Origin of the sequence: Chondrinema litorale, from assembly GCF_026250525.1 — a bacterium.
Classification (GTDB): domain Bacteria; phylum Bacteroidota; class Bacteroidia; order Cytophagales; family Flammeovirgaceae; genus Chondrinema; species Chondrinema litorale.
Genome location: NZ_CP111043.1, coordinates 4019867 through 4043680 on the forward strand (window position 1 = coordinate 4019867; position 23814 = coordinate 4043680).

The window sequence follows — 23814 nt, forward strand, 5'->3', positions numbered from 1 at the left end:
TTCTTTACAGGAATCAATTTATTGAGCAGAATACAAGATCAGATTTGAGTGTAGAAATTATCGAACTTGGTTAAAGTAAACTTTTTTGTCTACATAAATCATTGCGAAAAATTTAAACTCTAATGCCTGTATGTGCATGCTCAAGCATTTACAAAAGAGGTCTATTTATCACATCAATTACAATAGCTGACCAATATCATAAAAGTTTAATAATCGGGGAGGAGAAATCTAAAAATCCACATCAAGATTTGACACATCGTCAGTAAATGTCAACAAAACTTAAAATACTCTAATTTATACCTAAAATTATGCTATATCGTTAATTTTTGTCATTATTAATTATGACAAATAAGCAATGTAGAATTCAATAATTGAATCTTTTAAAAATCGTTTATATAATAATTATTGGCTACACTAACCAAATTACTATTTGAGAGCATACTCTCTAAAATACAAACTAAGCTATGAAGAAACTTTCATTATTACTTATTTTCCCTATTCTATTATCGAGTTGTGCAACTATTCTCAACGGTACATATCAAAAAGTTACAGTAAATAAAAAAGAAGGTAGTAAGCTTATCGTAAATGGTGTTGAGCCAGAATTTAAAGATGGTCGCTACAAAATTAAGAGAAATAAGCAACCACAACAGGTAGTTGTTTCAAAAGAAGGATACAAAGACGAATATTATACCTTATTTGCATACAAAAAATCACCTCTTTATATCATGTCGTGGATTCCTTTTGGTGTTACTTTAGTAGCTCCCATGTATGATTTTGGGGCTAAGTCTTGGAACTACGATAAAGAAATAACGATCAATAGTGATATGGTTTCTATTGATGATAAAGAAGAAGATGCAAAAGAAATCAGACTCAATAACTTTGGTGTTAATCTTAGCAGTGAGCAAATTAAAGTTAATTACTATTCTAATTACAAAAATTTCCTGAGAGGTTGGGGCAAGACTATTAGTGCTTCTGAAGGTGATGTGGAAACTAAAGTTGAAACAGAAAATACTATTTTTTCTGATGTGCTAAATGAAATGTTGTTAGAGAAAGGTTATATCGATACAACTAGAAAAGTTTTTAAAGATAACTACCTTGATAATCTATTAATAGATGCTGCAATTACTGATTGTAAAATTAATGTAATAGGGAATGGTACTTTTTACTCTACACAAGGTATGGTGTATATCAATTTATCAGTAGAGTGGAAAGCATTAGATTATTATAAAAATCCGGTATTTGAGTATACTACTAATACAACTTCTGGGCAATTCGCAGTTAGAAACTTCAATGAAAAAGATTATACCTTAGAAATTGCAATAAAAGATGCAATTGAATATGGTTTTAATGATTTTATGCACACCACGGAGGTTAAAAAATTACTGAAAGATAAAACTCAGGAGATTGTTGAAGCCGCATATGATGAAATTAAAATACCAGTTGCTCAAAAATATGTTTCTAAATTGTCTGAGGCAACTACAGCTTCTGTAACTGTAAAGGTAGATGAAGGTCATGGTAGTGGTTTTGTGATTAGTCCTGAAGGCCATATTATTACAAACTATCATGTAATTGCCAATGCAAAAAATATAAAAGTGGTTTTAAGTGATGAAAAGAAGTACGATGTAGAGGTAATTAGAACAAGTAAAATACACGATTTGGCATTATTAAAAATTGATGCAAAAGATTTGATGTCTTTTAAAATTAGCGATGATAAAAACATAGAATTAGCAACAGAAATATATGCAGTTGGAACACCATCAGCCGAAGACCTTTCTCAAACAATTTCGAGAGGAATTATCTCTGGTTTAAGAAAAAATGGCGAGAACTCTAAGCTTATTCAGACAGATGCTAGTATTAATGCTGGTAATAGTGGTGGAGCTATATTAAACAAAGATGGCTTGGTATTAGGCGTAGTAGCTTCTAAGCTAAGAGGTTTTGGTATAGAAGGAGTTGCATTTGGTATTCCTGCTTATGAGATTTTCGATAAGTTAAAAATCTCTTACGACAATAAAGAACATTCAGTAGGAGGCAGATAAAATACTTTATGCTTCAACTTGCTAATTACATATTTTCAGGGATAGTCTTATTAAAGATTATCCCTTTTTTTTGTGCTATATTGAAATTTATAAAAGCAAAGTAAATTGCCGCGAATTAATCAAAGTATATTTAATTTGCCTGTTATAAACTATCAGTAGTAGTTAACTAAAATGTATTTTTTAATATCAAATGAATTAAAGTATGAACAAAATATTACTTAAGCTAATAATATGTGGTATGCTATTAAGTGGTTGTGAGAGCTTTTCTGGGCAGCAAAAGGCAAATTTGACTGAGGCAGAAACGGAAGTAGGTATACCAGTTAGAGAACATGCTATATTAGCAGTTTTATGGCAGCAATTATCAGCAGAATATAAAGCATTGTGTTATCAGGCTTTTAATGTAGCCCACTCCCAATTAGATAAAATAGTAGCTGAAAATAAAACAAAAAATAAACCCTTAGCGATTGTTACAGACATAGACGAAACGGTATTAGATAATAGCCCTTACAATGCTAAGATGATAGAGCAAGATGCGGAGTACTCAAAAGAACTTTGGGTAGAATGGGGGAAAGAAAAAAGTGCATTGCCAGTGCCGGGAGCAATAGACTTTTTAAAGTATGCAGAGAGCAAAGGAGTAGAAGTATTTTATATTTCTAATCGTTTTGATGTACAACAACCCGAAACTTTAGAAAACCTTAAAAATGCAGGTTTCCCATTTGCAGATGCAGCCCATATTCTTTTAAAAACAGAATCTAGTGCAAAAGAACCAAGAAGGAAGAAAGTGGCAGAAACTCACGAAATTGTAATGTTACTTGGCGATAATTTATCAGACTTTACTGAGGTATTCGATGGGCAATCTACCAAGAAAAGAAATGAGTTAGCAGAGAGCTTAAAAGCTGACTTTGGTAAAAAGTTTATTGTATTGCCAAACCCTATGTATGGCGATTGGGAAACAAAAGGCCTTTACGAAGGAAGTTATAAATGGACAGCCAATCAGAAAGATTCTATTAGAAAAGCTAAATTAAGATCTTATTGATTTTGAAGTTTTTTAGACAAGAAATTGCCAATTATTAAAATCATAAATGTGATTAGACACATTTGGAGTGGCACTAACAACTCTAAATGGACTTATATTTTTTGGGAATAAGACTACTGAAAAATAAAACTCATAAGTTAATATTGGTATCATAAAAAAGAGAGCTGTATTAAACTTTTTAATGCAGCTCTCTTTTTTTATGGTTGTCATCAAATATAAAATAAGCAACCAGAAAGTTAGGAGTAAGGTTATTTGAATACTTATATTATCAGATGCTATACCTGAAACTACATAAAATACTGAAAGCCCTGTAGCAAAAATTGAGACCCATACTCTAATAATTCCTATGATAATCCAATACTTCTTCAAATTTTTAATCTATTCCTTTAGGTAATCTGCTAAAGGCAAATCTTGCTCTTTAATGCTTTCGGCAGTAAGTTTTGCCACTTCTGTAGCTCCATATCTCGAAAAATGCGTATTGTCGTCTACGCCATTTGGGTAGTTTTGGCTTTCTCCTTTAGTCAGTATCAAAAATATTTTTTTAGAGTTTTCTTCTCCTGCTGCTACAATCAGTTCTTCAGTCATTTTATGCAAATCTATCAATGGAACATTTTGTTCTTTTGCTACCTCTCTCACAACTTGTGGATAACCTCCATGCGTATCGAAGAATTGACCGTTTTCATCAAATCGTCTTCTCATTACTGAGGTAAGCAAAATAGGATTGGCTTTTTTCTTTTTAGTTTCAGTAATATATTTTACTAAAAATTCTTTGTATTCATCTAAAGTAGTATGTCTGGCAGAATCTTCTTTTTGGTCGTTATGTCCAAATTGTATAAAAACATAATCTCCTTCTTGTAAAGAATCGAGTACTGGTTGCCAGCGATCTTCACCTAAAAATGAGCGAGAACTTCTGCCGTTTACGGCGTGGTTACTAACTGTGGCTTTTTCTGTTACTAGTTGATTGAAAACCTGTCCCCAGCCAGTTTCTGGGGCTCTTTTGGATGATTTGTTAGCCATGGTAGAATCTCCAATCATGTAAATAGTGATAGGTTTTAATTCTTCTTTACAGCCAACTATAAATAATAAAATAAGACAAGTGAGGTAGGTTGATAATTTCATGTTCATATTAATTTTTTTGTATTGCTATATTAAGCTATTTGGGGTAAAATGTAAAATTACGTGTACATAAAACACTTTAAATGTAGTTGGTTTTGAGTTCTGAATAAATGTGAACATGTCATTGGTTTTGAAACAATCACTAGAAACTAAACCGTAAATGAACAGGCAAATTAGAATGCATACTTTAAAAACTTTTTAAACTTTAAAACCAATGATCTACAAAATCACACCGCTCAATATTGTAAGCATTTTTGCTATTCTAGTGGCAATTTATGGTGCTGTTAAACCCGGAGATATGGGAATGGGATTGCTTGCATTGGTTTATTACTTACCTGCTGGTTTATTGGGTCTTGTTCTAGATTATTTTATGCAAAAGAAGCTAGATAACTTAAAAGTAACAGTTGCTATAGAGCTAATCCTTTTAAGCTTTGTGTATTTCGGATACCTCTGGACAAAAAGAACCAAAGACTTAATTGTAAGCCAAGATAGAAAATCTGAATACATTGTATTTATTTATGGTGTTGAACATGCCGAGAAACTCCCTTTTAGGTCATATTATCTGTATTACACTTTGAATGTACCAGAAAACGGTATATTTCTAACTTCTACCAAAATCAATCGCGATTTCCCAGTTACTCAGGTTTATGAGAAAGTCAATGTTGATACGCAAGAGAGAGAAAAAGTGCCAGTTGCAAAAATGAAAACTGGCTTGTTAACTTGTGATGATCTACAATTTGAATATGAAGTATGGAAGGTTGATGAAAGCGGGCAAATTACCTTTTCTTCACACGAAGCAGATAGTTTGCAAACTGAATTAGAGAATTATATCTGCACTTATATTAAGAAAATTTCTTAAAAAAATAGAACAAACCATGCTGTGCTGTGCTATCATGTTTTTAATCTAAAAATAAAGGAACATCTCTCTGTGAGGGATTTGAAAGACTTTTTTGTAGAATTAAGGTTTAATAGGGTGCTTGCTCAGGACAGCCGGTTAAAATGAATTTTATAACTTAAGGATATCGCTTTTTTGAAATTATTTAATCAATAAATCATACAACAAGCTTTATCCTTTATGTATTATCAATTTCGATTTTTATGCTGTATCGCCATTGCAGTATTTCTATTCAAACAAATATCTATTGCTCAGCAAGCAGATAAGATCAATCCTGATTTACTCGAAAAGCAATGGGATTCAAAATGGATTTCTCATCCAGAAATTTCTGGACAGGAGTACGGAGTTTATTTGTTCAGAAAATCATTCAATTTAGTAGATAAATCAGGTGACTATATTATCCACGTTTCGGCAGATAATCGCTATAAGCTTTATGTAAATGGAGAGTATGTAGGGAATGGACCTTCTAGAGGTGATAAAATGAATTGGTATTTTGAAACTTATGATATTGCTAGCTTTTTAAAAGAAGGAAAAAATGTAATTAACGCCATTGTATGGAATTTTGCAGAAAAGCGACCATTAGCTCAACATTCTGTAATAACAGGTTTTATCCTTCAAGGAAATACAGAAAAGGAGAGCTCGCTTAATACAAATCAATCTTGGTTGGTAATGAAAGATGAAGCTTATGCACCTGTTCCTGTAAAAGTGAGAGGTTACTATGATGTTGGGCCAGGAGAGAAGTTTGAAGCAGAAAAACATCCTTGGGATTGGGCTTCAGAAAGCTTTGCTGAAACCCAGATGAAAAATGCTTTTGAATTAACGAACGGTACTCCTCTTAGTAGTATAAAGAAATACGGTGGAGTTCCGAACCATGTTTTAAAGCCTCGTCCAATTCCTGCAATGGAAGAAACACCTCAAAGATTTTCTAGAATTCGTTGTGTTGAGGGAATTGAAGTTGCAGAAGAGTTCTTAAAAGGTGAGAAAGCGATCACGATTCCGGCAGCTTCGAAAGTGAGTTTATTGATAGATCAAGATGTGCTTACTAATGCCTATCCGATCTTAAAGTTTTCTAAGGGAAAGGGAAGCTCAATTACCATTACCTACGCCGAAAGTTTGTATGACGATGAATTTAATAAAGGGAATAGGGAAGAAATTTCAGGAAAGAAAATAATTGGTAACCTAGATATAATTGTTGCAGATGGGAGTGAGAACAGAACTTATCAAACTTTGTGGTGGCGAACTTTTCGCTATGTAAAATTGGATATTGAAACAGCAAACGAGCCTCTCGTAATTGACGATTTCTATAGTATTTTTACGGCATATCCTTTTGAAGAAAAAGCAGTTTTTGAGGCAGAAATACCCTTATTAAAAGATATTTGGGAAGTAGGCTGGCGCACTCAAAGACTCTGTACAGGAGAAACCTTTTTCGATTGTCCTTATTACGAGCAATTGCAATATGCAGGTGATACGCGTATACAATCTCTCATTTCAACTTATGTAACAGGAGATACCACCATGATGCGAGAAGCATTGATCTCTTTACATAATTCAAGGAAATCTTTTGGGCTTACGGCAAGCCGTTATCCAAGTCATGTCACGCAAATAATTCCTACTTTTTCTCTGGTCTGGATTACGATGGTACACGATTATTGGATGTTGTGTGATGACGATAAATTGATTGCCTCTATGCTCCCAGCAATGTTAGATATTCTAAATTGGTATGAGGCGAGGTTAGATCAAAACGGCATGATTGGAAAATTAGAATGGTGGAATTTTCTAGACTGGGTAACAGGTCACGGTTGGGAAACTGGTGTGCCTCCGGGTGTTGATGATAGCAACTCAAGTGTAATTAGTTTGCAATATGTATATGCGATGGATAAAGGCATTGAGTTAATGGAGAAGTTCAATTACTCAAGTCAAGTAGAGAAATACAAAAAGCTTTCTAAGCGCATAAAGGAATCGGTATACAAAGATTGCTATGATGTGCAAAAAGGATTAATTGCAGATACACCCAACAAAAAGGAGTTTAGCCAACAAGCAAACATTCTAGCAATCCTCACAAATACATATAAAGCTGATAAACATCAGGAAGTAATGAATAAGTTATTGACTGATGATTCTTTGGCTCCGGCATCTTATTACTTCTCTTTTTATTTGATGGAAGCTTTGGGTAAAGCAGGAATGGCAAACCAATATCTAGATCAACTGGCTCCTTGGGAGAAAATGCTTGAAATTGGATTAACTACTTTTGCTGAAAGGGCCGATCCGACAAGATCAGATTGCCATGCTTGGAGTGCTTCGCCGCTGTATTATTTTCTCACTATGATATCTGGTATTAAGCCCAATGAAGCAGGTTTTAAATCGGTGAAAATAGAACCAGCATTGGGTAATTTATCATCTGTCAACACAACTGTTCCACATAGATTAGGAAACATCACTTTAAAATTAGAGAAGAAAAAGAATGGGAAAGTAAAAGGCGAGGTTACTTTACCAACGCAACTCACAGGTTCTTTTATTTGGAATGGTAAAACTTTGAGTTTGAAAGAAGGAATCAATAAAATTGATTTATAAATTTTGCTGATTTAAAGATTTGATTCTGCAAATTTGCTACAGAATTGAATCTTTAAACAAAATAGCATTTCATGAAGAATACCTTGTGTTTATTAATTTTTAGCCTACTTTTTATCTTTTCTTGCGAAAATCGTCCAAAGAAGAAATTGGTTTATGCCGAAGATGAAATCGCTACAGCAACAGAAGCGAATACCGAAACTGACACTACTGTTATGTTGGTTGGCGATTTGCCAGTATTTTTTGATAGCACACATTATCTTATTTTTCCTGTTGGCAAAATCAATATAAATAAGAAAGAAAGCAGCAGTTATAGTAAAATATCAAGATCAGAAAGTGGCGATTCGGGTAGTGCAAGTATTGGTTATTTAAGAGGCGATAGTTACAGTGGAAATCTCACGAGTTTGTATTCTCAACAAGTAGACTCTACAGAACTTATTTCATTAATAGAGGGGAACTTGTATATCAGGTATTTTCAATTTTTAGAGAACGTTAGAAGAAATACAGATAAAGAAATGTTACTGCTTAGCGTGGTAGACACAGATACTAATAATGACAAAAAGCTGAATCATGAAGACTTAACCTCACTTTATCTGGCTTCATTAGATGGTAAAATCTTAAAAAAACTCACTGTAGATTTTCATTTGCTAAAAGATTGGCGAATCTATGCTGTAAATAACAGAATATACTTTAACACCATGGAAGACGCTGACCGAAATGGTGAGTTTAACCATAAAGATAAGGCACATTACTATTTTATAGATTTGGATGATAATGAGTTGAAGATAAGTGAGTATAATCTTTTTTAAATAAGGCTTTATTAAAGTATTTGTAAAATAGATGAAAGCAGATACTTTTGCAGGCTATTTTGATAAAACTGTGGTGGGTTATGTGATATTGATGCTACAAACCTGTCACAGTTTTTATTTTGTCCATTCAAATCTGCTTTCAAAATGTCTAAAATTCCTGTTGTTGAGTCTAAGCTATCGGCTGCCCATTTAGCTGTATTCGTTCGCGAGAAATATGGATTCAGTGCAAATACTGCATGTAGAATGCTAAAGGCAGGTATGAATCATACTTATTTAGTGAGCGATAATGAGCAGAAGTATATTTTTAGGGTGTATAACTATAATTGGCGCTCAGAGGTTGAAATCAATGAAGAAATTCGCCTTTTAAATCTGTTAAAAGAAAATCAGGTTTCTGTTTCCTCGCCGGTAACCGATCTTTCAAATAATTACATCTTAAAAATCGAAGCGCCAGAAGGTATTAGAAATGCCGTTTTATTTACCTATGCAGAAGGGGAGAAGCTAAGAGAGTTAACGGAATCTTCTTGTTTCAATATTGGTATTTTGATGGGAAAAATTCACCAGCTCACAGAAGGTTTTTCAATTGATAGAATAAGTTATAATCCGGAAACATTGGCGGAATTGCCCTATCTATATGCTACAAAATATCTTACCCCAACCACAGATGAGATGGTTTATGTAAAGAAGTCTGCTGCATATATTAAGGATGTGTTTAGCAATGCAGATGAAAGCCAGATTAGAAAAGGTTCGGTGCATCTCGATATTTGGTATGATAACATGAGTGTGAAGAATGGCACAGAAATTACCATTTTTGACTTTGACTTCTGCGGAAATGGTTGGCTTTTATTAGATGTGGCCTATTTTATTATGCAACTTTTCCATACCGAACCTGATAAGGAAAAACTCAAACTAAAAACAGCGGAGTTTTTTAAAGGTTATGAAACCATCACAAAACTATCTGATGAAGAAAAAAGGCTTTTGCCAGTTGCAGGTTTAGCAATATGGATTTTTTATCTGGGTGTGCAAGCGCAAACTTTTATTACTTTTTCCAATGTGTTTTACAGTGATAATTATGCGAAACGATTTATAGGTATGGTAAAAGCTTGGATGGCCTATAACGAGATTGAAATTAAATAAGGAATACTTTATATTGATCACACATTGATTTAAAGAAATTATCACTGTGTGTATTTTTATATTTAACAGCTTGACTAAATGGAAGTATTGTTTTTCCCAACACCGGCAGATTTAAAAAAATGGTTTGTAGAAAACCACGATCAATTAGTGGAGGTTTGGGTCGGATATTATAAGAAATCTGTAAAGAAAGATAGTATCACTTGGGAAGAGTCTGTAGAAGAAGCAATTTGTTATGGTTGGATTGATGGTATACGAAAAACAATAGACGAAGAAAGCTACAAAATCCGCTTTACTCCAAGAAAGAAAAATAGCATATGGAGTTTGAAAAACATCAACACCGTAGAGAAGCTGATCAAAGAAAAACGGATGCAAGAACCCGGACTCGCAGCCTACAAACTTAGAAAAGAGAGTAAATCTGGAATATATGCTTTTGAGCAAGAAAAAACAGCGTTCAGCAAAGAGTTTGAAAGTCAGTTCAAGCAGAACAATAAAGCATGGAAATACTTTAATGAAGAAGCTCCTTACTATAAAAAAATCGCAATCCATTGGGTAATGAGTGCCAAGCAAGAGAAAACAAGAATTAAAAGGTTAGAAACCCTCATAGAAGATTCAGAAAACCATTTAAGGATAAAGAGTCAGAGAAGGTAGGTTTTGTTTAGCATTTAAATAAAAGAAAAATGAACCAACTCCAACAAACTATTATCAATAAAGCCGGATTAGAGCAGCATCATTTTGAAGAATTTAAAAGCTATTTAAAGAGAGTTAGTCTTAAGAATAAGGAGTTTTTACTAAGGGAGAATTTTGTTTGCAAGTTTATTGGCTTTGTGGAGTCGGGCGTTTTGCGATCTTATATTCAAAAAAATGCTGAAGAGTTTAATGTTGAGTTTTACTTACCAGACTCATTTATTTCTGCTTACACAAGCTTTATTACACAAACTCCAGCTAGTGGAAATATTCAGGCATTGTCAGATTGCGAAGTGCTTGTTATTTCATATGCAGATTACAATAGCCTTTTAAACTCATCACTGGAATGGTACAAGCTTGGCAAGTACATTAGCGATGAGTTGTTTATGAGAAAATGTAAAAGGCAGACATCTCTTTTAATGGACAATGCAACTGAAAGATATAATTTGTTGTTAAAAACCTATCCGAAAATAGAGCAGTATGTTTCGCAATACCATCTAGCTTCTTATTTAGGTATTAGGCCAGAATCGCTCAGCAGAATCAAATCCTTAACATACATCAATGATTAAAAAAACAATTTGATAGAGTTTTGAAGCCTAAAAAAACTCTTAAAAAATGCGAAATTTATCAAGAACAAAATCAATCTGTATTTACAATATCCTCTTATTTACTGCTATTGTTTTATGCAGTTTCAACAATGCTAAAGCGCAAAGTATTAGTCGTAATATATTACTGCAACAAGAGCTAAATACACATAAAGTTAGAGAGATAAAGTCTGAGCAAATCTCATTTCCTCCATTACAGAAGGCCCCTGTGCATATACATACTTGCCCAGTAGTAGGCTATATAGTTACGGGTAAATGCTTATTACAAATAGAAGGTGAAGAGGAGAAAATTTTAAATGAGGGTGATGCTTTTTTTGAGCCAGCTAATAAGAAAATTCTTCATTTTGACAATCTATCAGAATCTGATTCCTTAATTTTTACAGCATTCTATTTAATCAATAAAGAAGATCAATTAGTAAAGCTTGTAAAGAGCAAATGAAACTAATCTATAAATGCTAAATAATCTGGGAAAACTTCTATTGAATTGCTAAATTAAGCTTTAATTTTATATATATGATGTTATTTTTTTTATAATTTATAGACAAATTAAAGATTGATGTTGATGGTATTATGAAAGTTAATCCAAACGCTTTTATCCATCAAAATAAGAATTCAATGAAGACTATGACACATGAATTAGATAAAATACTCGATTCGATTCCAATTAATGTGACCTTTAATGAAATAGTTGAATTGGATAAGCTAAATGACAGGATTTCTGCTATTAGTGTCCTTTATGCGAATACAATAGGAGTTTGTGAAGGTTATCTAGAATATTGTCCCGATAGTATTTTACCATCTTTAGAAGAAAATCTATCTTGGATATGGACCATCAGACCTGACTTGGGGGATGATATGATGGTGATGGATATTCCAGAAAGTTTTAAAGTATTAATTACTGCATATAAAGGTAATAATATGGATCAGTTTTGGGATTTTATGAGTAAAAACTAAGAACTTTCTTAATAGATAAAAGAAAGTTCTTAGTATTATTTTTATAGCTACTTCCATGTAAGCTCTCCTTGTTTCACACTCCAATCGTTGCCAAAAAATCCTGTACATTCAACAGCCTTATATTCATCTACAAATACATTGCTCCTAAATACAGTAATATCTGGAAAAGCCGAGCCAGCTACAAAATATTGGTTGGCATGGGCTGCTTTTAAACCTACTGTACCAGAACCAGCAACAACACCAACAGAAGCAATATTACTATTGGGGCGAGGCTGTATAAAATAGCAAGCAAGATCATTTCCAGTTAAAGTTTTGTCACCTATCTGTATTTTACCATTGTAAACCTGAATAGGACTGTCTTTTAGAAGTATTTTCCAGGCACTATTATTATCAGCGTTTCCATAAATAATAATACCTCTATCAGCATATTTCTCAGGGTCAAACTGCTTATCAGATATTATTTCAATTGAACCATTTCCACGATAACTAAAAGATTCTGCATCGTATCTGGCTTTGTAGTAATTTAATTTGTTTGCTTCTCTGCTTCCAGTTGTTCCATAAACAAAGACCATATTATGCCTAAAGGCATCTTTAAAATTACCATTTCTATGTGGGCCTTTTTCAGTTTTGCTAGGTTGTTTACTTACAACCCATTTGTTATTTTCTAGTGCTAAGTAAACTTTTTTACTTTCAGTATCAATACTAATCTCTTGACTATCAATTACAATTTTAGCTGGAAATTGAATGGCTGCCTTTGCCAGATCAAAATCTATAACTGAAACATTTTTTGTAGTTCCTGTAAGTGTAGTTGAGTCTTGGCTTATGTTAAAGTTTACAGAACTTAACTGAAATGGATGAATTTGCTGATATATTTCTACCCAGTTAGAAGATGACGATACTCCCGGATTAGCGGTAGAAAATTCAATTTTTCTAACTTCACTGGTCTTTGGCAGTTTATGAGCTTTTAAAAACTCAAATAATGGTTTCCAGTCTACAGATTCGCTACCATACCAGTGACTTCCTCCGGGATATTCATAATAGGCAAAATCGGGATGAAAGCCACCTAAAATACCACGCATTTCTCTCGCATGCTCTACAGAAACCACAGGGTCTGCATCACCATGATTGATGTAAACACCATAGTGTAAATAGTTTCTAGCAAGTAATTTTGTGCTTTGTGGATTATTTGCTCTAATAAAAGTACGCTGTATTTCTGTTTTACTTTTGGGTTGATATTTTATCCAACCGTGTAATTCAGGATAGCCTGCGCAAGGTGCAATGGCTGCCCAGTAATCGGGGTAGGAGGCTCCTAAATACCATGTAGCATGTCCACCCATTGAGTGGCCTGTGAGGTATATTTTTTCAGGGTCAGGATTAAATAGCTTTTTTCCAATTTCAAGAACTTCTAATGCATCTAGTCTGCCCCAATCTTCCCAAGCGAAACCAAATGGCCCGCGATTGGTTGGAGATATTAAATTGCCCCAGTCTTTAGCTTTATAAGCTGCTGCTTGATTCCTCGCTTCAACTCCTGCACCATGCACCGAAAAGAATAATGCTGAGCTTGTATCTTTTTTCAAATCGGCAGGATTAACACTATAATACTGCACGCTACCATCTATAGAGCTAATAAATGTTCTGTCGTGAACTTCTTTAAAGTGTTTATTTTTGATTTTAAATTTCACACTGCTCATTGTGTTGCCAGACTTGTCTAACAAGTTAAGCTGAACATCGATTTCTTCATTTGTAACTCCACTTAACTCACTTAATTTAAAGGGAATTTTTCTAAAAGTGATTTTTTCGATATTTGGAATCTCTGTAGTAATTTTTTTGCCTTCAATAATGCTTTCTATAGCGAATCCCTTGGCAATTCTATTAGTTGCATTGGTTACAATAACTGACCCCCACTTTTCACTGTCTTCTTCAATTATTAAGTCTGGTAATGTGATGTGATCTGTAGAAACTGAGACAGGAGATGTAGGCTTATATAATTGAGCTCTTATTCTTGGATATCTTCCGCCTGTGAGGTAAAAGGTATTAATGCCTTTTTCGATCTGAACTGGTAGTTTGGTAATGCCATAGTCAAAATGATCGCCCTCTCTAGGAATGCCATTTACATATGCTTTAGCATTTCCAGAACAGTCGAGAATCATAATTTCTCTTTTATCACTTTCAAATTCCAGATACAAGCCTCCATAATTGTATTTATCACTATTGAAATAGCCTTTTTTATCTGGTGTAATTTCTTCCCAGTTTAATTCGGTATCAGATTGAAAGGGGGACTTAAAAGAACCATTTAGCAAACTGGCAATTACCTTGTCTTGTGGGAATTCTGTTCGAGCATAACGCGGATACTTAACTTCATCTGACAGTTGTATCACATAGCCCTTTTTAAAAGTTTGTTGAGCAAATAGATGGGTATTTAAAAGAAAAAATAAAGAGATTGAAAATATAGATAGCCAGTTTTTAAACATTTGTTTAGGGTGTAGTTTAATTTTCGTATTTGCGAAAGTAAAAAGGGAAAGCTAGAATTGTAAGAAAATTAAACTTGTAATAAGGTTTTATCTATTGGCTTTTAGTAGAGTTTATACATTCTAAAATGGTTTTTGTGGTGAAGTAGGCATAAAATTTAATATCTTGTATTTTGAGTGGGCCAGATAGTTTTTGTGCAATTTAATTTTTTAAACTATGAAGACCATTGGCAAACTCTTTCTTCTAGGAGAATATTTCATTGTTTGGTTATCGATAGCAAGTATATTTCTTATACTGGGCTTTACTGGTAAATTGAAAGTGTTACATAATGTTTAATTTATTTCGGTGCTTTTTGCCATTTATCCCATATCGGACTTAAATCTACACCTGTCGCCTGAGACATTATAGGCTCAATCTCATTGAATTTAAATGCTCTTTGATTTTCATTTGACCAATTAAGCAATCCAAGCATCGCATCCTTAAAAGATTTTTTCCCGTTAGTTTGTTTTTGAATATACTCATCTAAATCATAAGCCATTAAAGCACCTCTTGAAAAAAGATTTTTCCCTATTCTAAAATCTGAGGCATATTGGGTTGAACCCAGAAGAGATAATTCCTTTAAGGTTTTGGTTTTAATAAAAGCCGGAGCATTGTCCATGTTGGACTTCCACCAGTTTAATATTTCCTCGTTTTGAAGGATTTTATGGAAAGAAACATACCATATAAATCCTTCATTTAACCAGATTGTTTCTACCAGTGGTGCTACTTGCCATGTAAATGGGCGGTATCCTTCACCCCAGGATCTTAATGGAATCCATGAATGTCCAATATGATGTATGATGGTTCCTAAATCTCTATTGGGATTATATTCCTGAGAAATATCCCTGTGTGCCGTCATGCTATTTAGATGTTCCATATTAAAACCATAGTCATGTCTTTCTGAAATTGGTTTTAGAAACTCATAAACTAAGGTGTAATGAGGCATGGGAATGTATCCAAAATAATCAGCAAGTTTCTGTAGCGATAATAAGCCTGTATTCCCGATGTCTTCCAAAGCAATGGTTGTCTCAGCATAGGCCGCTACGAATAAAGGAATTTGCGCTTCTTCAACACGAATCACCTGAACACCCTTACCTAAGAGATACTGAGCATCAACCAGTGCAGCATAGTTTTCAGCCTCATAACTATCTGTTCCATTTTTTCGATTGGTATCAGGTCTTAAGGTACTAAAAACAGGCCATGAAGGGTCGGTATTGATAGTTAAATTGATAGCCTCTGTTTCCAGCCCTTCAATAAATCCAAATGCTGAATAGCCAAACAGTCCCAGATAGTCTTTTCTGGCTTTGGAACTCATGGATGCATCCAATAAATCAATTTCCATTTTTTGTATGTCGACCGTATAAGTCACTTTATTTAGAAGGTCATTACTTTCTCCAAACATAAAGAAGCTTCCGTCCCCTATCATACCTGATAACTGCTTACCTGTAACTGTATAACCAACAACATCATCAATAAAGGCCATGTAGTTTGCTAGACTATAGGTTCCCGGTGCACTTCTTGGAATAACTAAATTGGCATCATTGGCCGATAGGGCATCAAATGTGATTTGAATAGTTACTTTATTTAAATTTGCTTGCTTGTTAAGCAAATAGCTAATCTTTTGCTGTGCGTTTAGACTTGGGATAGCTATGATAAATGAAAATAGAACTATTATTCTTCTCATGTTGATAATGTTATGTAATCTTAAATAGTAAAATGAGCATCATATTTAAATGTTAAATGCTCATCCATAGATACATAGCCTAATTGATTAGTAAGTAGTGTGGTTCCCTTAATATTAATGGGAGGCATATTTCTGTGGCTGTGTCCATAAATCCAATAGGCAATGTTAATGTTGCCTATCAGCTCTGTGAGATCAACACAAAATGCTTCGTTATGAACACTGCCTTCGTATTCTGGGGCATTACATAAGTTAGATGGAAGATGGTGAGTAACTACTACTTTTTTTGTGTTCTTATCAGTTTGTAAGGCTCTTTCTAAAAATTGAATTGATCGCTGGTGTAATAAGTTATAATCAGGTATATCAATAATTTTTTTATCGTATCTGATGTATCTGAAATCTGCCATGTATTCTTTAATTGGTTGGCTGTTTTTCATGCTAATCATCGACCAAAGAGTAGTGAAAATTAATTTAACATCACCAATTATGATACTTTTGTTATTACATAACCATACATTTTCCCTTATTTGATGTTGGATTGGCTCATCTGTTATTTTAATATCTTTTCCATTGTAAAATTCATGATTGCCCGGTATTAGGTAAACGCGTTCGAAGCTTTCACTAAGCTTATCGAAGAATGGTTGTTCATAAGCATATTCACTAAAATGGCAAGTATCTCCCGCTAAAATGAGAATATCACCAACAGGTTCTATAGGCTTGTGTTCTAGGTATTTTTTGTTTTGGAAAAATTCTAAGTGCAGGTCTGAGCAATATTGGATTTTCATTTTTTGGTACACTAGTTCAGTAAAAAACTGAGAGCCAAAGTAAGTGAATTTTACAGATTATCCAACCATAACATGGCCTTCTGGATAGCGGTAAGAATTGGTTTTTACCTTATTACTGATTGCTAGAGCCAGTGTGAGCGTGCCCACTCTTCCAACATACATCGATGAAATAATTATAATTTTTCCCATCCAAGTTAGGTTTGAGGTAATTCCCATACTTAAACCTACTGTAGCAAAGGCCGAGATTTCTTCGAAAACTAGTGTTAAAATACTTGGCGCATTGGGATTGCCCGATTCTGTAATTGAAAGTAGAAAGATTGCAAGAAAATTATAGCTAGTTGCAAACATGAAAATAGCGAAAGCCTTTCTTACCAATTCTGTAGGAATGGTTCGTTTTTCTAGTTCGATTCGTTCTTGACCTTTAATATTAGAGATGGCGGCCAATGCCAAAACTAGAAAGGTTGTACATTTTATACCTCCACCAGTTGAGCCCGGTACAGCTCCTATAAACATTAGAAATATTACTAATATAATGGTTGGGTTAGATAGGGGAGTACCTCCTTCAGAACCACCAAAGTTCATGGTATGGAAACCCGCTGTTCTTGTAGTTACAGACTGAAAGAATGATGTAATTAGAGCATCTATAATTGTTCTGTCGGTAAGTTGGTAGGCTTCGAGTAGCATAAATCCAACTGTGCCAATCACAATAAGAGATAGAGTAACATAGACTGCTACTTTAGTACCTATTTTCCATTCTTTTCTGGGTTTAATTTTTTGCCCTTTTCTTCCGGGTGAGGTTACATCTTCGATTGTTGTAAAGCCAATACCTCCTAAAATTATAAGCACAGCAATAATGAAATGGAGCAGGTACATTTGCCTCAGGTTAATATCAACTTCTCTGGCAAAAACGTCACTTCCTTGGCTAATATCATTGGTAAATAGGCCATCAGAAAACAAGCTGAAACCGGCATTGCAAAAGGCAGAAACTGAATGAAATACTGAGTAGAAAATCTTATAACCAATGCTGCTGAATTTCAATTCTTCATCCCAAGTAAAAAATATTAAAGTTGCTCCGCAAAGTTCGATGATGATTGTCATCAGGATAATTTTTTTAAGCAAGCCTTTGGCTGAATCTAATGACTCACTACTTAAAAAATCTTGGATGATAGATTGATGCTTTAAACTTACTCCTTTCGATAAAAATGAGGCGAAGAAAGTGGCAAACGAAACAATTCCAATTCCACCAAATTGAAATAAAAAGAGTAATACTAAATGACCTTTAAATGTAAAATAGGTGCTTACATCTACCACAGAGAGTCCTGTAACACAAGAAGCACTTACAGAGATAAATAAGGCATCAATAAAAGGCATGCTTCCTTTTTCGGTCGTCATGGCAGGGAGCATTAAAAGAAAAGTCCCAATTAAGATGAGTAAGATAAAGCTATTGATAAAAGTGGTAGCGGGCTTTAATTCGAGATCAGAAATTCTTGTGCTAAACTTAGTAAGTTCTAGAAAGATAAGTACTAGCAAGAAAATACTGAGAATATGCTGATACGTTAAATCCGGGTTTCTAAAGCCTATTAAATCAATAATTTCGAAAAGGATATTGTAGCCTTCTGTAAGATAATAGATTAACCCCTGAAAGAGAATGAGAAAATTGAGTAATGTTTCAAACCATGAGTTTTTTAGAAACTGGATTTTTTCGATAGATAGCATCCATCTGATTAAGAAAAATACCAGATTGGCAAAAAACAGTAAATCAAAAAACTTAAGCACCTGAAGCATGTTTTCTTCTTCAGGTAAAAATCCAAAACGATACACTAACAGCGCAACACCCAACATAACCTGTGTTCCAGAGGCTAATTGAATGATTCTTAAAGCTTTTTCTCTTTGATTATAAAGTAAATTATTTAACTGCTCGCTCAGCTTCTGCATGGTGCATCAATCAAAAAAATCTTTTATCTTATGCTAACGAAGTCTTGCTTAAACTGGTACTTTTATATATAATCAGTTTTGAATGTTATTTAAGAGATAGAAAATGCAGAAGCTTTTTGTAGTAATTTTTCTTTGTTCAATAGTTTTTTCTGTAAAAGCGCAGGAAGACGATAATATTATTGATGTAAATTATAAATATAATGGAGAAGCGGCTTCATATAATGATAAAGGTTTTGCTTTGATGCAAGAGAAAAATTATGATGAAGCCAAAACTTATTTCGAAAAAGCAATTTCGATTGACGTTACAAACATCACTTACTTTGAGAATTTGGGGCTAAACCTCAAGAAAATGAAAGATTTTGAGGGTATGTTGGTAAACTATGAGAATGCTATTAAGTATTTTCCCGAAGAACCAGATTTGTATTATTACCGCGGGGATGCGCTTCAAGAATTAGAAAGGTACGAGGAAGCTATAAAGGCTTATAATGAAGCTATAAAAGTTAGTGGTGATGACGAAGATGTAGAATATCTTTATCTATACTATTTTAATAGAGGCAATACTTACTTAAAAATGAAGCAATATCCATCTGCTTTAAATGATTTTAACAGAACAATTGAACTAGAGCCTTATTATCATGGTGCTTTTAATAACAGAGGTTTTGCAAAGTTAAAGTTGCAAGACAAAAAAGGTGCGTGCGAAGATTGGCGAAAAGCTTTAGAATTGGGTAACAAAACTGTAAGTAAGTATATCGTGAAATACTGTAATTGATAAATACCTTTAATTTTAGTGTTTTATTTTTCTGGTGTATTTAGCCAGTTTTGAATTTAATTCCTTGGGGTTGAAGGGTTTAAGAATATGATCTTTCATCCCAAATGAATGCAATTTGTTTCTCACACCAAGCATAGCAGAGGCAGTCATGGCTAGTATAGGAATTTCTGCTTTTGTACCTCCAAGTTCTTTAATTTTTTTGGCTGCTTCGAAGCCATCCATTTCTGGCATTTGAATATCCATCAAAATTAAATCATAGTCATTTTCAATTACTTTGTTTACCGCTTCTAGTCCATTTACAGCATAATCGATTTCTACATTCCAATTCTTTAAAAATTCAGAAGCAATTATTTGATTAATACTATTATCTTCTGCTAGTAATACTTTAATGCCAGATAGATCATAAGCACTTTTGTTTGAATTCGGGAATTGCTCCTTTTTCTTGTAATTCATCACAAAAGCCGATTCTTCATTTACCTTATCAAATCTTAGATCGAAACTAAAACATGAGCCTTGTTCTGGTTGGCTGCTTATTTCTATTTTACTGTTTTGTAGTTCTAAAAGCTTTTTTACTATGGATAATCCTAAACCTGTACCACCATATTTTCGAGTTGTACTTTCGTTTGCTTGTGAAAACCTCTCGAAAATTTTATCTATCTGCTCTTTGCTAATACCAATGCCAGTATCTTTTACTTTAAACCTTAACAGGAGATTGTCTGGGTTTTCTTCTAGTATCTCTATCGAAAGACATACTTTACCTTTTTGAGTAAATTTTAAAGCATTTCCTAATAAGTTATTAAGTAACTGGACTAGCCTAGTTGGGTCACCTTTAATAAGTTCTGGTATGTCTGAGTCAATAAATAATTTGAGTGCAACACCTTTTTCCTCTGCTTTAAAAATGAAAGCTTGTTTAAGATTTTGCGTAATTTCTATAATATTAAAAGGAATATTTTCGAAGTTTACTTTTCCAGCTTCTATCTTGTTGTAATCGAGTATGTCATTTACCAAAGCCAACAAGTTTTCGCCTGCAAAGTGTAAAGTATTTAATTTTGCTATTTGATCTTCACGCGGATTATTTTCGATTAATAGGTGAGTCATGCCAATAACTGCATTGAGCGGTGTTCGAATTTCGTGAGACATATTAGAGAGAAATTCTTCTTTAGCCACAATGCTTTTTTCGGCTAAATCTTTTAACCTGATTAATTCAGTTTCTCTTTCTTCTTTTAGTTTAAGCTCCTCTTCTAATTGAATGTTCTTCTTTCTTAATTCTAGTTGGCTAATTACTTGTCTACTAAGTGCTTTTAATGTCTCTTTTTGCTGATCGTTTAAGCTTCTTGGTTCATGATCAATTACACAGAGAGTGCCCAAGGAGAAACCTGCTGAATTTACCAAAGGTACACCTGCATAAAAAATAACTCTTGGCTCGCCTGTAACTAATGGATTGTCGTGAAAACGTTTATCTTCAAAAGAATTTTTAACTTCAAATAGTTGGTCGGGCTCATTTATCGCATGCGCACAAAATGCGTACTCTCTAGAGGTTTCTGTAGCTCCTAAACCTACTCTAGATTTAAACCATTGTCTATTTTTATCTACTAAAGTAATGAGTGAAATGGGGGTGTTACAAATTTGAGAGGCAATCGTAGTAATGTCGTCATATTGCTGCTCAGGAAATGTATCTAAGATGTTATATGACTGCAAGTTTCTTAATCTCTCATTTTCATTATCTGGTACTTTTGGAGCTATCATATCACTGCCGTTAAATAATTAATGACTATTTCAATAAACACTGGTATACCTTATTTAGTGTGAGTGGAAAAACGAATTTGCTTAGTTTAAAAAGTAGCGTTACCAAGGTATTTAAAAGTGTATAAGATTGGTAATCATATTATTAAATATTGCCCTTGTCAAGCTTATTAATGGTCTATGATAGAAATTTCTAAACAAGATATTTATGACTATATAAATTAATTAGAGGGAATATTGTTCTAAATAATTTATTTGAAATTGAATATTTAGAATAATATGGAATGTTATTTAGCTCTTTTTTTGATATTAAAAAGTTCCCAATTATTGTTGTGGAAACGGAAGATGTATTATTCTTATGATGTAATTGATTTTAATGATGCCAAACTATTCTTTATCGCGTTTAGCATTAATCTAAGTATTAATTGTTCTCTACGAATAGTTTGTCCATATAATCAAAGAGCTGCAAATATTTAGTATCCCATAACTTAGTTTTAAACCCTTCATTTTCTTTTGAGTAGACTTGAAACATTCTTGATTGCATAGATTTAGAATGTTTGATATTTGCTATTCTATCACAAACTTTAATAAATGTGGCAAAAGGTGTTTCTTTTATACCATTATAATACTTTTCGTTAGCTCTCTCTTTTCTCGACTTTCCTTTTTCAGTTGTTACTGCATAGGCTAGGTCAGCAACATCTTGACTTGTTGCTTTTGCTACATCATTATATGATTGGCGACAATCTTCAATTACATCATGCACCCAACATGCAGCTACTACATTGTCTTGCTTATCTTCTGGAATTAGAAACTTAAACTTTTCAGCGACATCAACAACCATTTGCAAATGATATTCATACGGATGCTCATCGTAAAAGTGATTCGTTTCACTATGACAAGCAATTGCATATTTTTTTGCTTTATCCACTATATTCATAATCATTCCTTTATATATTCATTTAACTCTTCGTATCTGTTTGGATAATATTCTTCAAACTTAGAAAATTCTGGGTGAGCCTTTATTAAATTTATTGTGTTTTCTAACTCATTAGTAGTGTTTAACTTTAACTGGCAATATGCTAAAGGTACTAATTGGTAGAGCTCTGCTTCATTGTTTAAGTAATCTATTGCCTCTTTAAGCGAATTAGTAGCATCCCTGTACTTTTCCTGTAAGATTTTTACATAGGCTATATTAGTAGGAATTTTATAATATAGAGGGTCATCTTTAGATACTTTTTGTTTTAGATATTTAAATACTTTAAGGGCAATTTCAAAATCATCAGCAAGACGGCTTTTTTCAGCTAATTTTAGATAACCTCGGCCAATTTTAATAGCATTTCTAGTTTCTCCATTTTTGATAAGAGATTCTGTAACCAATAAAACTTGATCTAAATTTTGTGGGAGATTTTTAGTAACTAATTCAGCTTGTTTTAATGTGTTTAGCTTACTACTTAGTTTTAAAAAGCTTTCATCACTTTGATAGTCTTTAGGGCTATATAAAGCTTCGCGATTTTTCCATAGAAAAACAAAAAATACAGCTGCTATTGCAGTAGGAAAAGAAACAATAAATATTGTTATAATTTGAAGCAGATCATAATGGTCTTTTAGTGCAACTAAAGATGAAGCACTTATTGCTTCTATAGAGAAAACAAAAATTGCAATAGTCCCTAAAGGATTTGTTGGGTAGCTTTTATTATTATTAAGCATGAAAAATTGAATATGAGTGTTTTTCTTAAATATAGAATCTCTAGAAATTAATCATATAGAATAAGTAAAAATTTTCATGTTTTTAGCTGTAAATTGATTGAAAAGCTATTTCTCTATTGTTTTTAGAAGTATCTAATTATGTAGATTTAAGTAGAGTAGTATTTAGTTTTTAAGAATAGCATTTTTTTATAATCACACTTTTTATTTGCTAGAATTTAAAAAGATATGCTGTTTTATTCTTAGGTTAGGAAGGTGCTTTTAAATTGCACTTTATTGAGAAATGCTGTATAACAAAAAAGTCTTCCAATCTCTTGGAAGACTTTGTGGGCCCTACTGGATTCGAACCAGTGACCCCCTGCTTGTAAGGCAGGTGCTCTGAACCAACTGAGCTAAGAGCCCTTTTTTGTTCATTTTCAGTATGTTTTGCTGAAAACGTGATGCAAAAGTAGTGAGTAAAATTTAATATGCAAACTTTTTATGAATAAACTGATAATTTCATTTTTCTTATTCTTTTACCGATTTCAAAACACCATTATTTGACCACTGTATTTTTAAAAGAATCGGTTAAATAGAGTAAAGTAACTTAACTTTATAAGTACTATTAGCTTCCTTAAGTAGACGGATAATGCTGTATTCTAAAAAGTTTAGAAATAAAAAAAGTCTTCCAATCTCTTGGAAGACTTTGTGGGCCCTACTGGATTCGAACCAGTGACCCCCTGCTTGTAAGGCAGGTGCTCTGAACCAACTGAGCTAAGAGCCCTTTTTGTTTGTTTTTGAGCTGCTTTTCAAAAACGTGATGCAAAAGTAGTGAGGAAATTTTAATATGCAAACTTTTACTTAAAAAAATGA

19 protein-coding genes and 2 tRNA genes are annotated in these 23814 nt (G+C 33.3%); 11 read left to right on the plus strand and 10 right to left on the minus strand.

Features of this window, described 5'->3' with window-relative positions; all coding sequences use genetic code 11:
* The first annotated feature begins 464 nt into the window (after positions 1-464).
* The gene (locus tag OQ292_RS16585) at positions 465-2036 is read left to right on the plus strand and encodes a S1C family serine protease (protein WP_284683260.1); all 1572 of its coding nucleotides are present in this window, start codon (positions 465-467) and stop codon (positions 2034-2036) included.
* Between the two features lie 202 nt (positions 2037-2238).
* Positions 2239-3072, plus strand: a complete 834-nt coding sequence (locus tag OQ292_RS16590) for a 5'-nucleotidase, lipoprotein e(P4) family (RefSeq protein ID WP_284683261.1) — start codon at positions 2239-2241, stop codon at positions 3070-3072.
* Between the two features lie 378 nt (positions 3073-3450).
* Here OQ292_RS16590 and OQ292_RS16595 read toward each other — a convergent pair whose 3' ends face one another.
* Complete coding sequence (locus OQ292_RS16595; RefSeq protein ID WP_284683262.1) at positions 3451-4191, minus strand: rhamnogalacturonan acetylesterase; 741 nt, start codon at positions 4189-4191, stop codon at positions 3451-3453.
* A 211-nt stretch (positions 4192-4402) separates the two neighbouring features.
* On the opposite strand from OQ292_RS16595, the gene OQ292_RS16600 reads away from it, so the two are divergent.
* The 8 genes from OQ292_RS16600 (at position 4403) to OQ292_RS16635 (ending at position 11837) form a co-directional block, all read left to right on the plus strand.
* Positions 4403-5047: a hypothetical protein gene (locus tag OQ292_RS16600; protein ID WP_284683263.1), complete on the plus strand. Its 645-nt coding sequence runs from the start codon at positions 4403-4405 to the stop codon at positions 5045-5047.
* Positions 5048-5263: 216 nt separating this feature from the next.
* Positions 5264-7654 (plus strand): alpha-L-rhamnosidase-related protein, encoded by a 2391-nt coding sequence (locus OQ292_RS16605; RefSeq protein WP_284683264.1) that lies wholly within the window; start codon positions 5264-5266, stop codon positions 7652-7654.
* 71 nt (positions 7655-7725) lie between these two features.
* On the plus strand, positions 7726-8460 hold the full coding sequence (locus tag OQ292_RS16610) for a hypothetical protein (RefSeq protein ID WP_284683265.1): 735 nt from the start codon (positions 7726-7728) through the stop codon (positions 8458-8460).
* Between the two features lie 144 nt (positions 8461-8604).
* A complete protein-coding gene (locus tag OQ292_RS16615; RefSeq protein WP_284683266.1) occupies positions 8605-9594 on the plus strand; it encodes a phosphotransferase in 990 nt (329 codons plus the stop codon).
* Between the two features lie 78 nt (positions 9595-9672).
* Positions 9673-10242: a YdeI/OmpD-associated family protein gene (locus OQ292_RS16620; protein ID WP_284683267.1), complete on the plus strand. Its 570-nt coding sequence runs from the start codon at positions 9673-9675 to the stop codon at positions 10240-10242.
* A 29-nt stretch (positions 10243-10271) separates the two neighbouring features.
* Positions 10272-10847, plus strand: coding sequence for a Crp/Fnr family transcriptional regulator (locus OQ292_RS16625; RefSeq protein ID WP_284683268.1), 576 nt, complete (start codon positions 10272-10274; stop codon positions 10845-10847).
* A 46-nt stretch (positions 10848-10893) separates the two neighbouring features.
* Positions 10894-11322 carry a cupin domain-containing protein gene (locus tag OQ292_RS16630; RefSeq protein WP_284683269.1) on the plus strand — a complete coding sequence of 143 codons (429 nt, stop codon included), beginning with the start codon at positions 10894-10896 and terminating at the stop codon, positions 11320-11322.
* A gap of 176 nt (positions 11323-11498) precedes the next feature.
* Positions 11499-11837, plus strand: coding sequence for a hypothetical protein (locus tag OQ292_RS16635; protein WP_284683270.1), 339 nt, complete (start codon positions 11499-11501; stop codon positions 11835-11837).
* 47 nt (positions 11838-11884) lie between these two features.
* Here the strand turns inward: OQ292_RS16635 and OQ292_RS16640 are convergent, their stop codons facing one another.
* From OQ292_RS16640 to OQ292_RS16655, 4 genes are all read right to left on the minus strand, one after another.
* Positions 11885-14215, minus strand: a complete 2331-nt coding sequence (locus tag OQ292_RS16640; RefSeq protein WP_284683271.1) for a carboxylesterase family protein — start codon at positions 14213-14215, stop codon at positions 11885-11887.
* A 428-nt stretch (positions 14216-14643) separates the two neighbouring features.
* Complete coding sequence (locus OQ292_RS16645; RefSeq protein ID WP_284683272.1) at positions 14644-16029, minus strand: M61 family metallopeptidase; 1386 nt, start codon at positions 16027-16029, stop codon at positions 14644-14646.
* A gap of 20 nt (positions 16030-16049) precedes the next feature.
* Entirely contained in the window at positions 16050-16811 is a 762-nt protein-coding gene (locus OQ292_RS16650; protein WP_284683273.1) for a metallophosphoesterase, read from the minus strand.
* Positions 16812-16868: 57 nt separating this feature from the next.
* Entirely contained in the window at positions 16869-18746 is a 1878-nt protein-coding gene (locus OQ292_RS16655; protein ID WP_284683274.1) for a TrkH family potassium uptake protein, read from the minus strand.
* A 103-nt stretch (positions 18747-18849) separates the two neighbouring features.
* Here OQ292_RS16655 and OQ292_RS16660 point away from each other — a divergent pair, with 103 nt between their 5' ends.
* Positions 18850-19515: a tetratricopeptide repeat protein gene (locus OQ292_RS16660; protein WP_284683275.1), complete on the plus strand. Its 666-nt coding sequence runs from the start codon at positions 18850-18852 to the stop codon at positions 19513-19515.
* Between the two features lie 15 nt (positions 19516-19530).
* Here the strand turns inward: OQ292_RS16660 and OQ292_RS16665 are convergent, their stop codons facing one another.
* The 5 genes from OQ292_RS16665 to OQ292_RS16685 form a co-directional block, all read right to left on the minus strand.
* Positions 19531-21261, minus strand: a complete 1731-nt coding sequence (locus tag OQ292_RS16665) for a GAF domain-containing hybrid sensor histidine kinase/response regulator (protein ID WP_284683276.1) — start codon at positions 21259-21261, stop codon at positions 19531-19533.
* Between the two features lie 418 nt (positions 21262-21679).
* On the minus strand, positions 21680-22195 hold the full coding sequence (locus tag OQ292_RS16670) for a phosphohydrolase (RefSeq protein ID WP_284683277.1): 516 nt from the start codon (positions 22193-22195) through the stop codon (positions 21680-21682).
* 2 nt (positions 22196-22197) lie between these two features.
* Positions 22198-22965 carry a tetratricopeptide repeat protein gene (locus OQ292_RS16675; RefSeq protein ID WP_284683278.1) on the minus strand — a complete coding sequence of 256 codons (768 nt, stop codon included), beginning with the start codon at positions 22963-22965 and terminating at the stop codon, positions 22198-22200.
* A gap of 324 nt (positions 22966-23289) precedes the next feature.
* Positions 23290-23364: transfer RNA gene (locus OQ292_RS16680), tRNA-Val, on the minus strand.
* A 286-nt stretch (positions 23365-23650) separates the two neighbouring features.
* Positions 23651-23725, minus strand: a tRNA-Val gene (locus tag OQ292_RS16685).
* Positions 23726-23814: the final 89 nt, after the last annotated feature.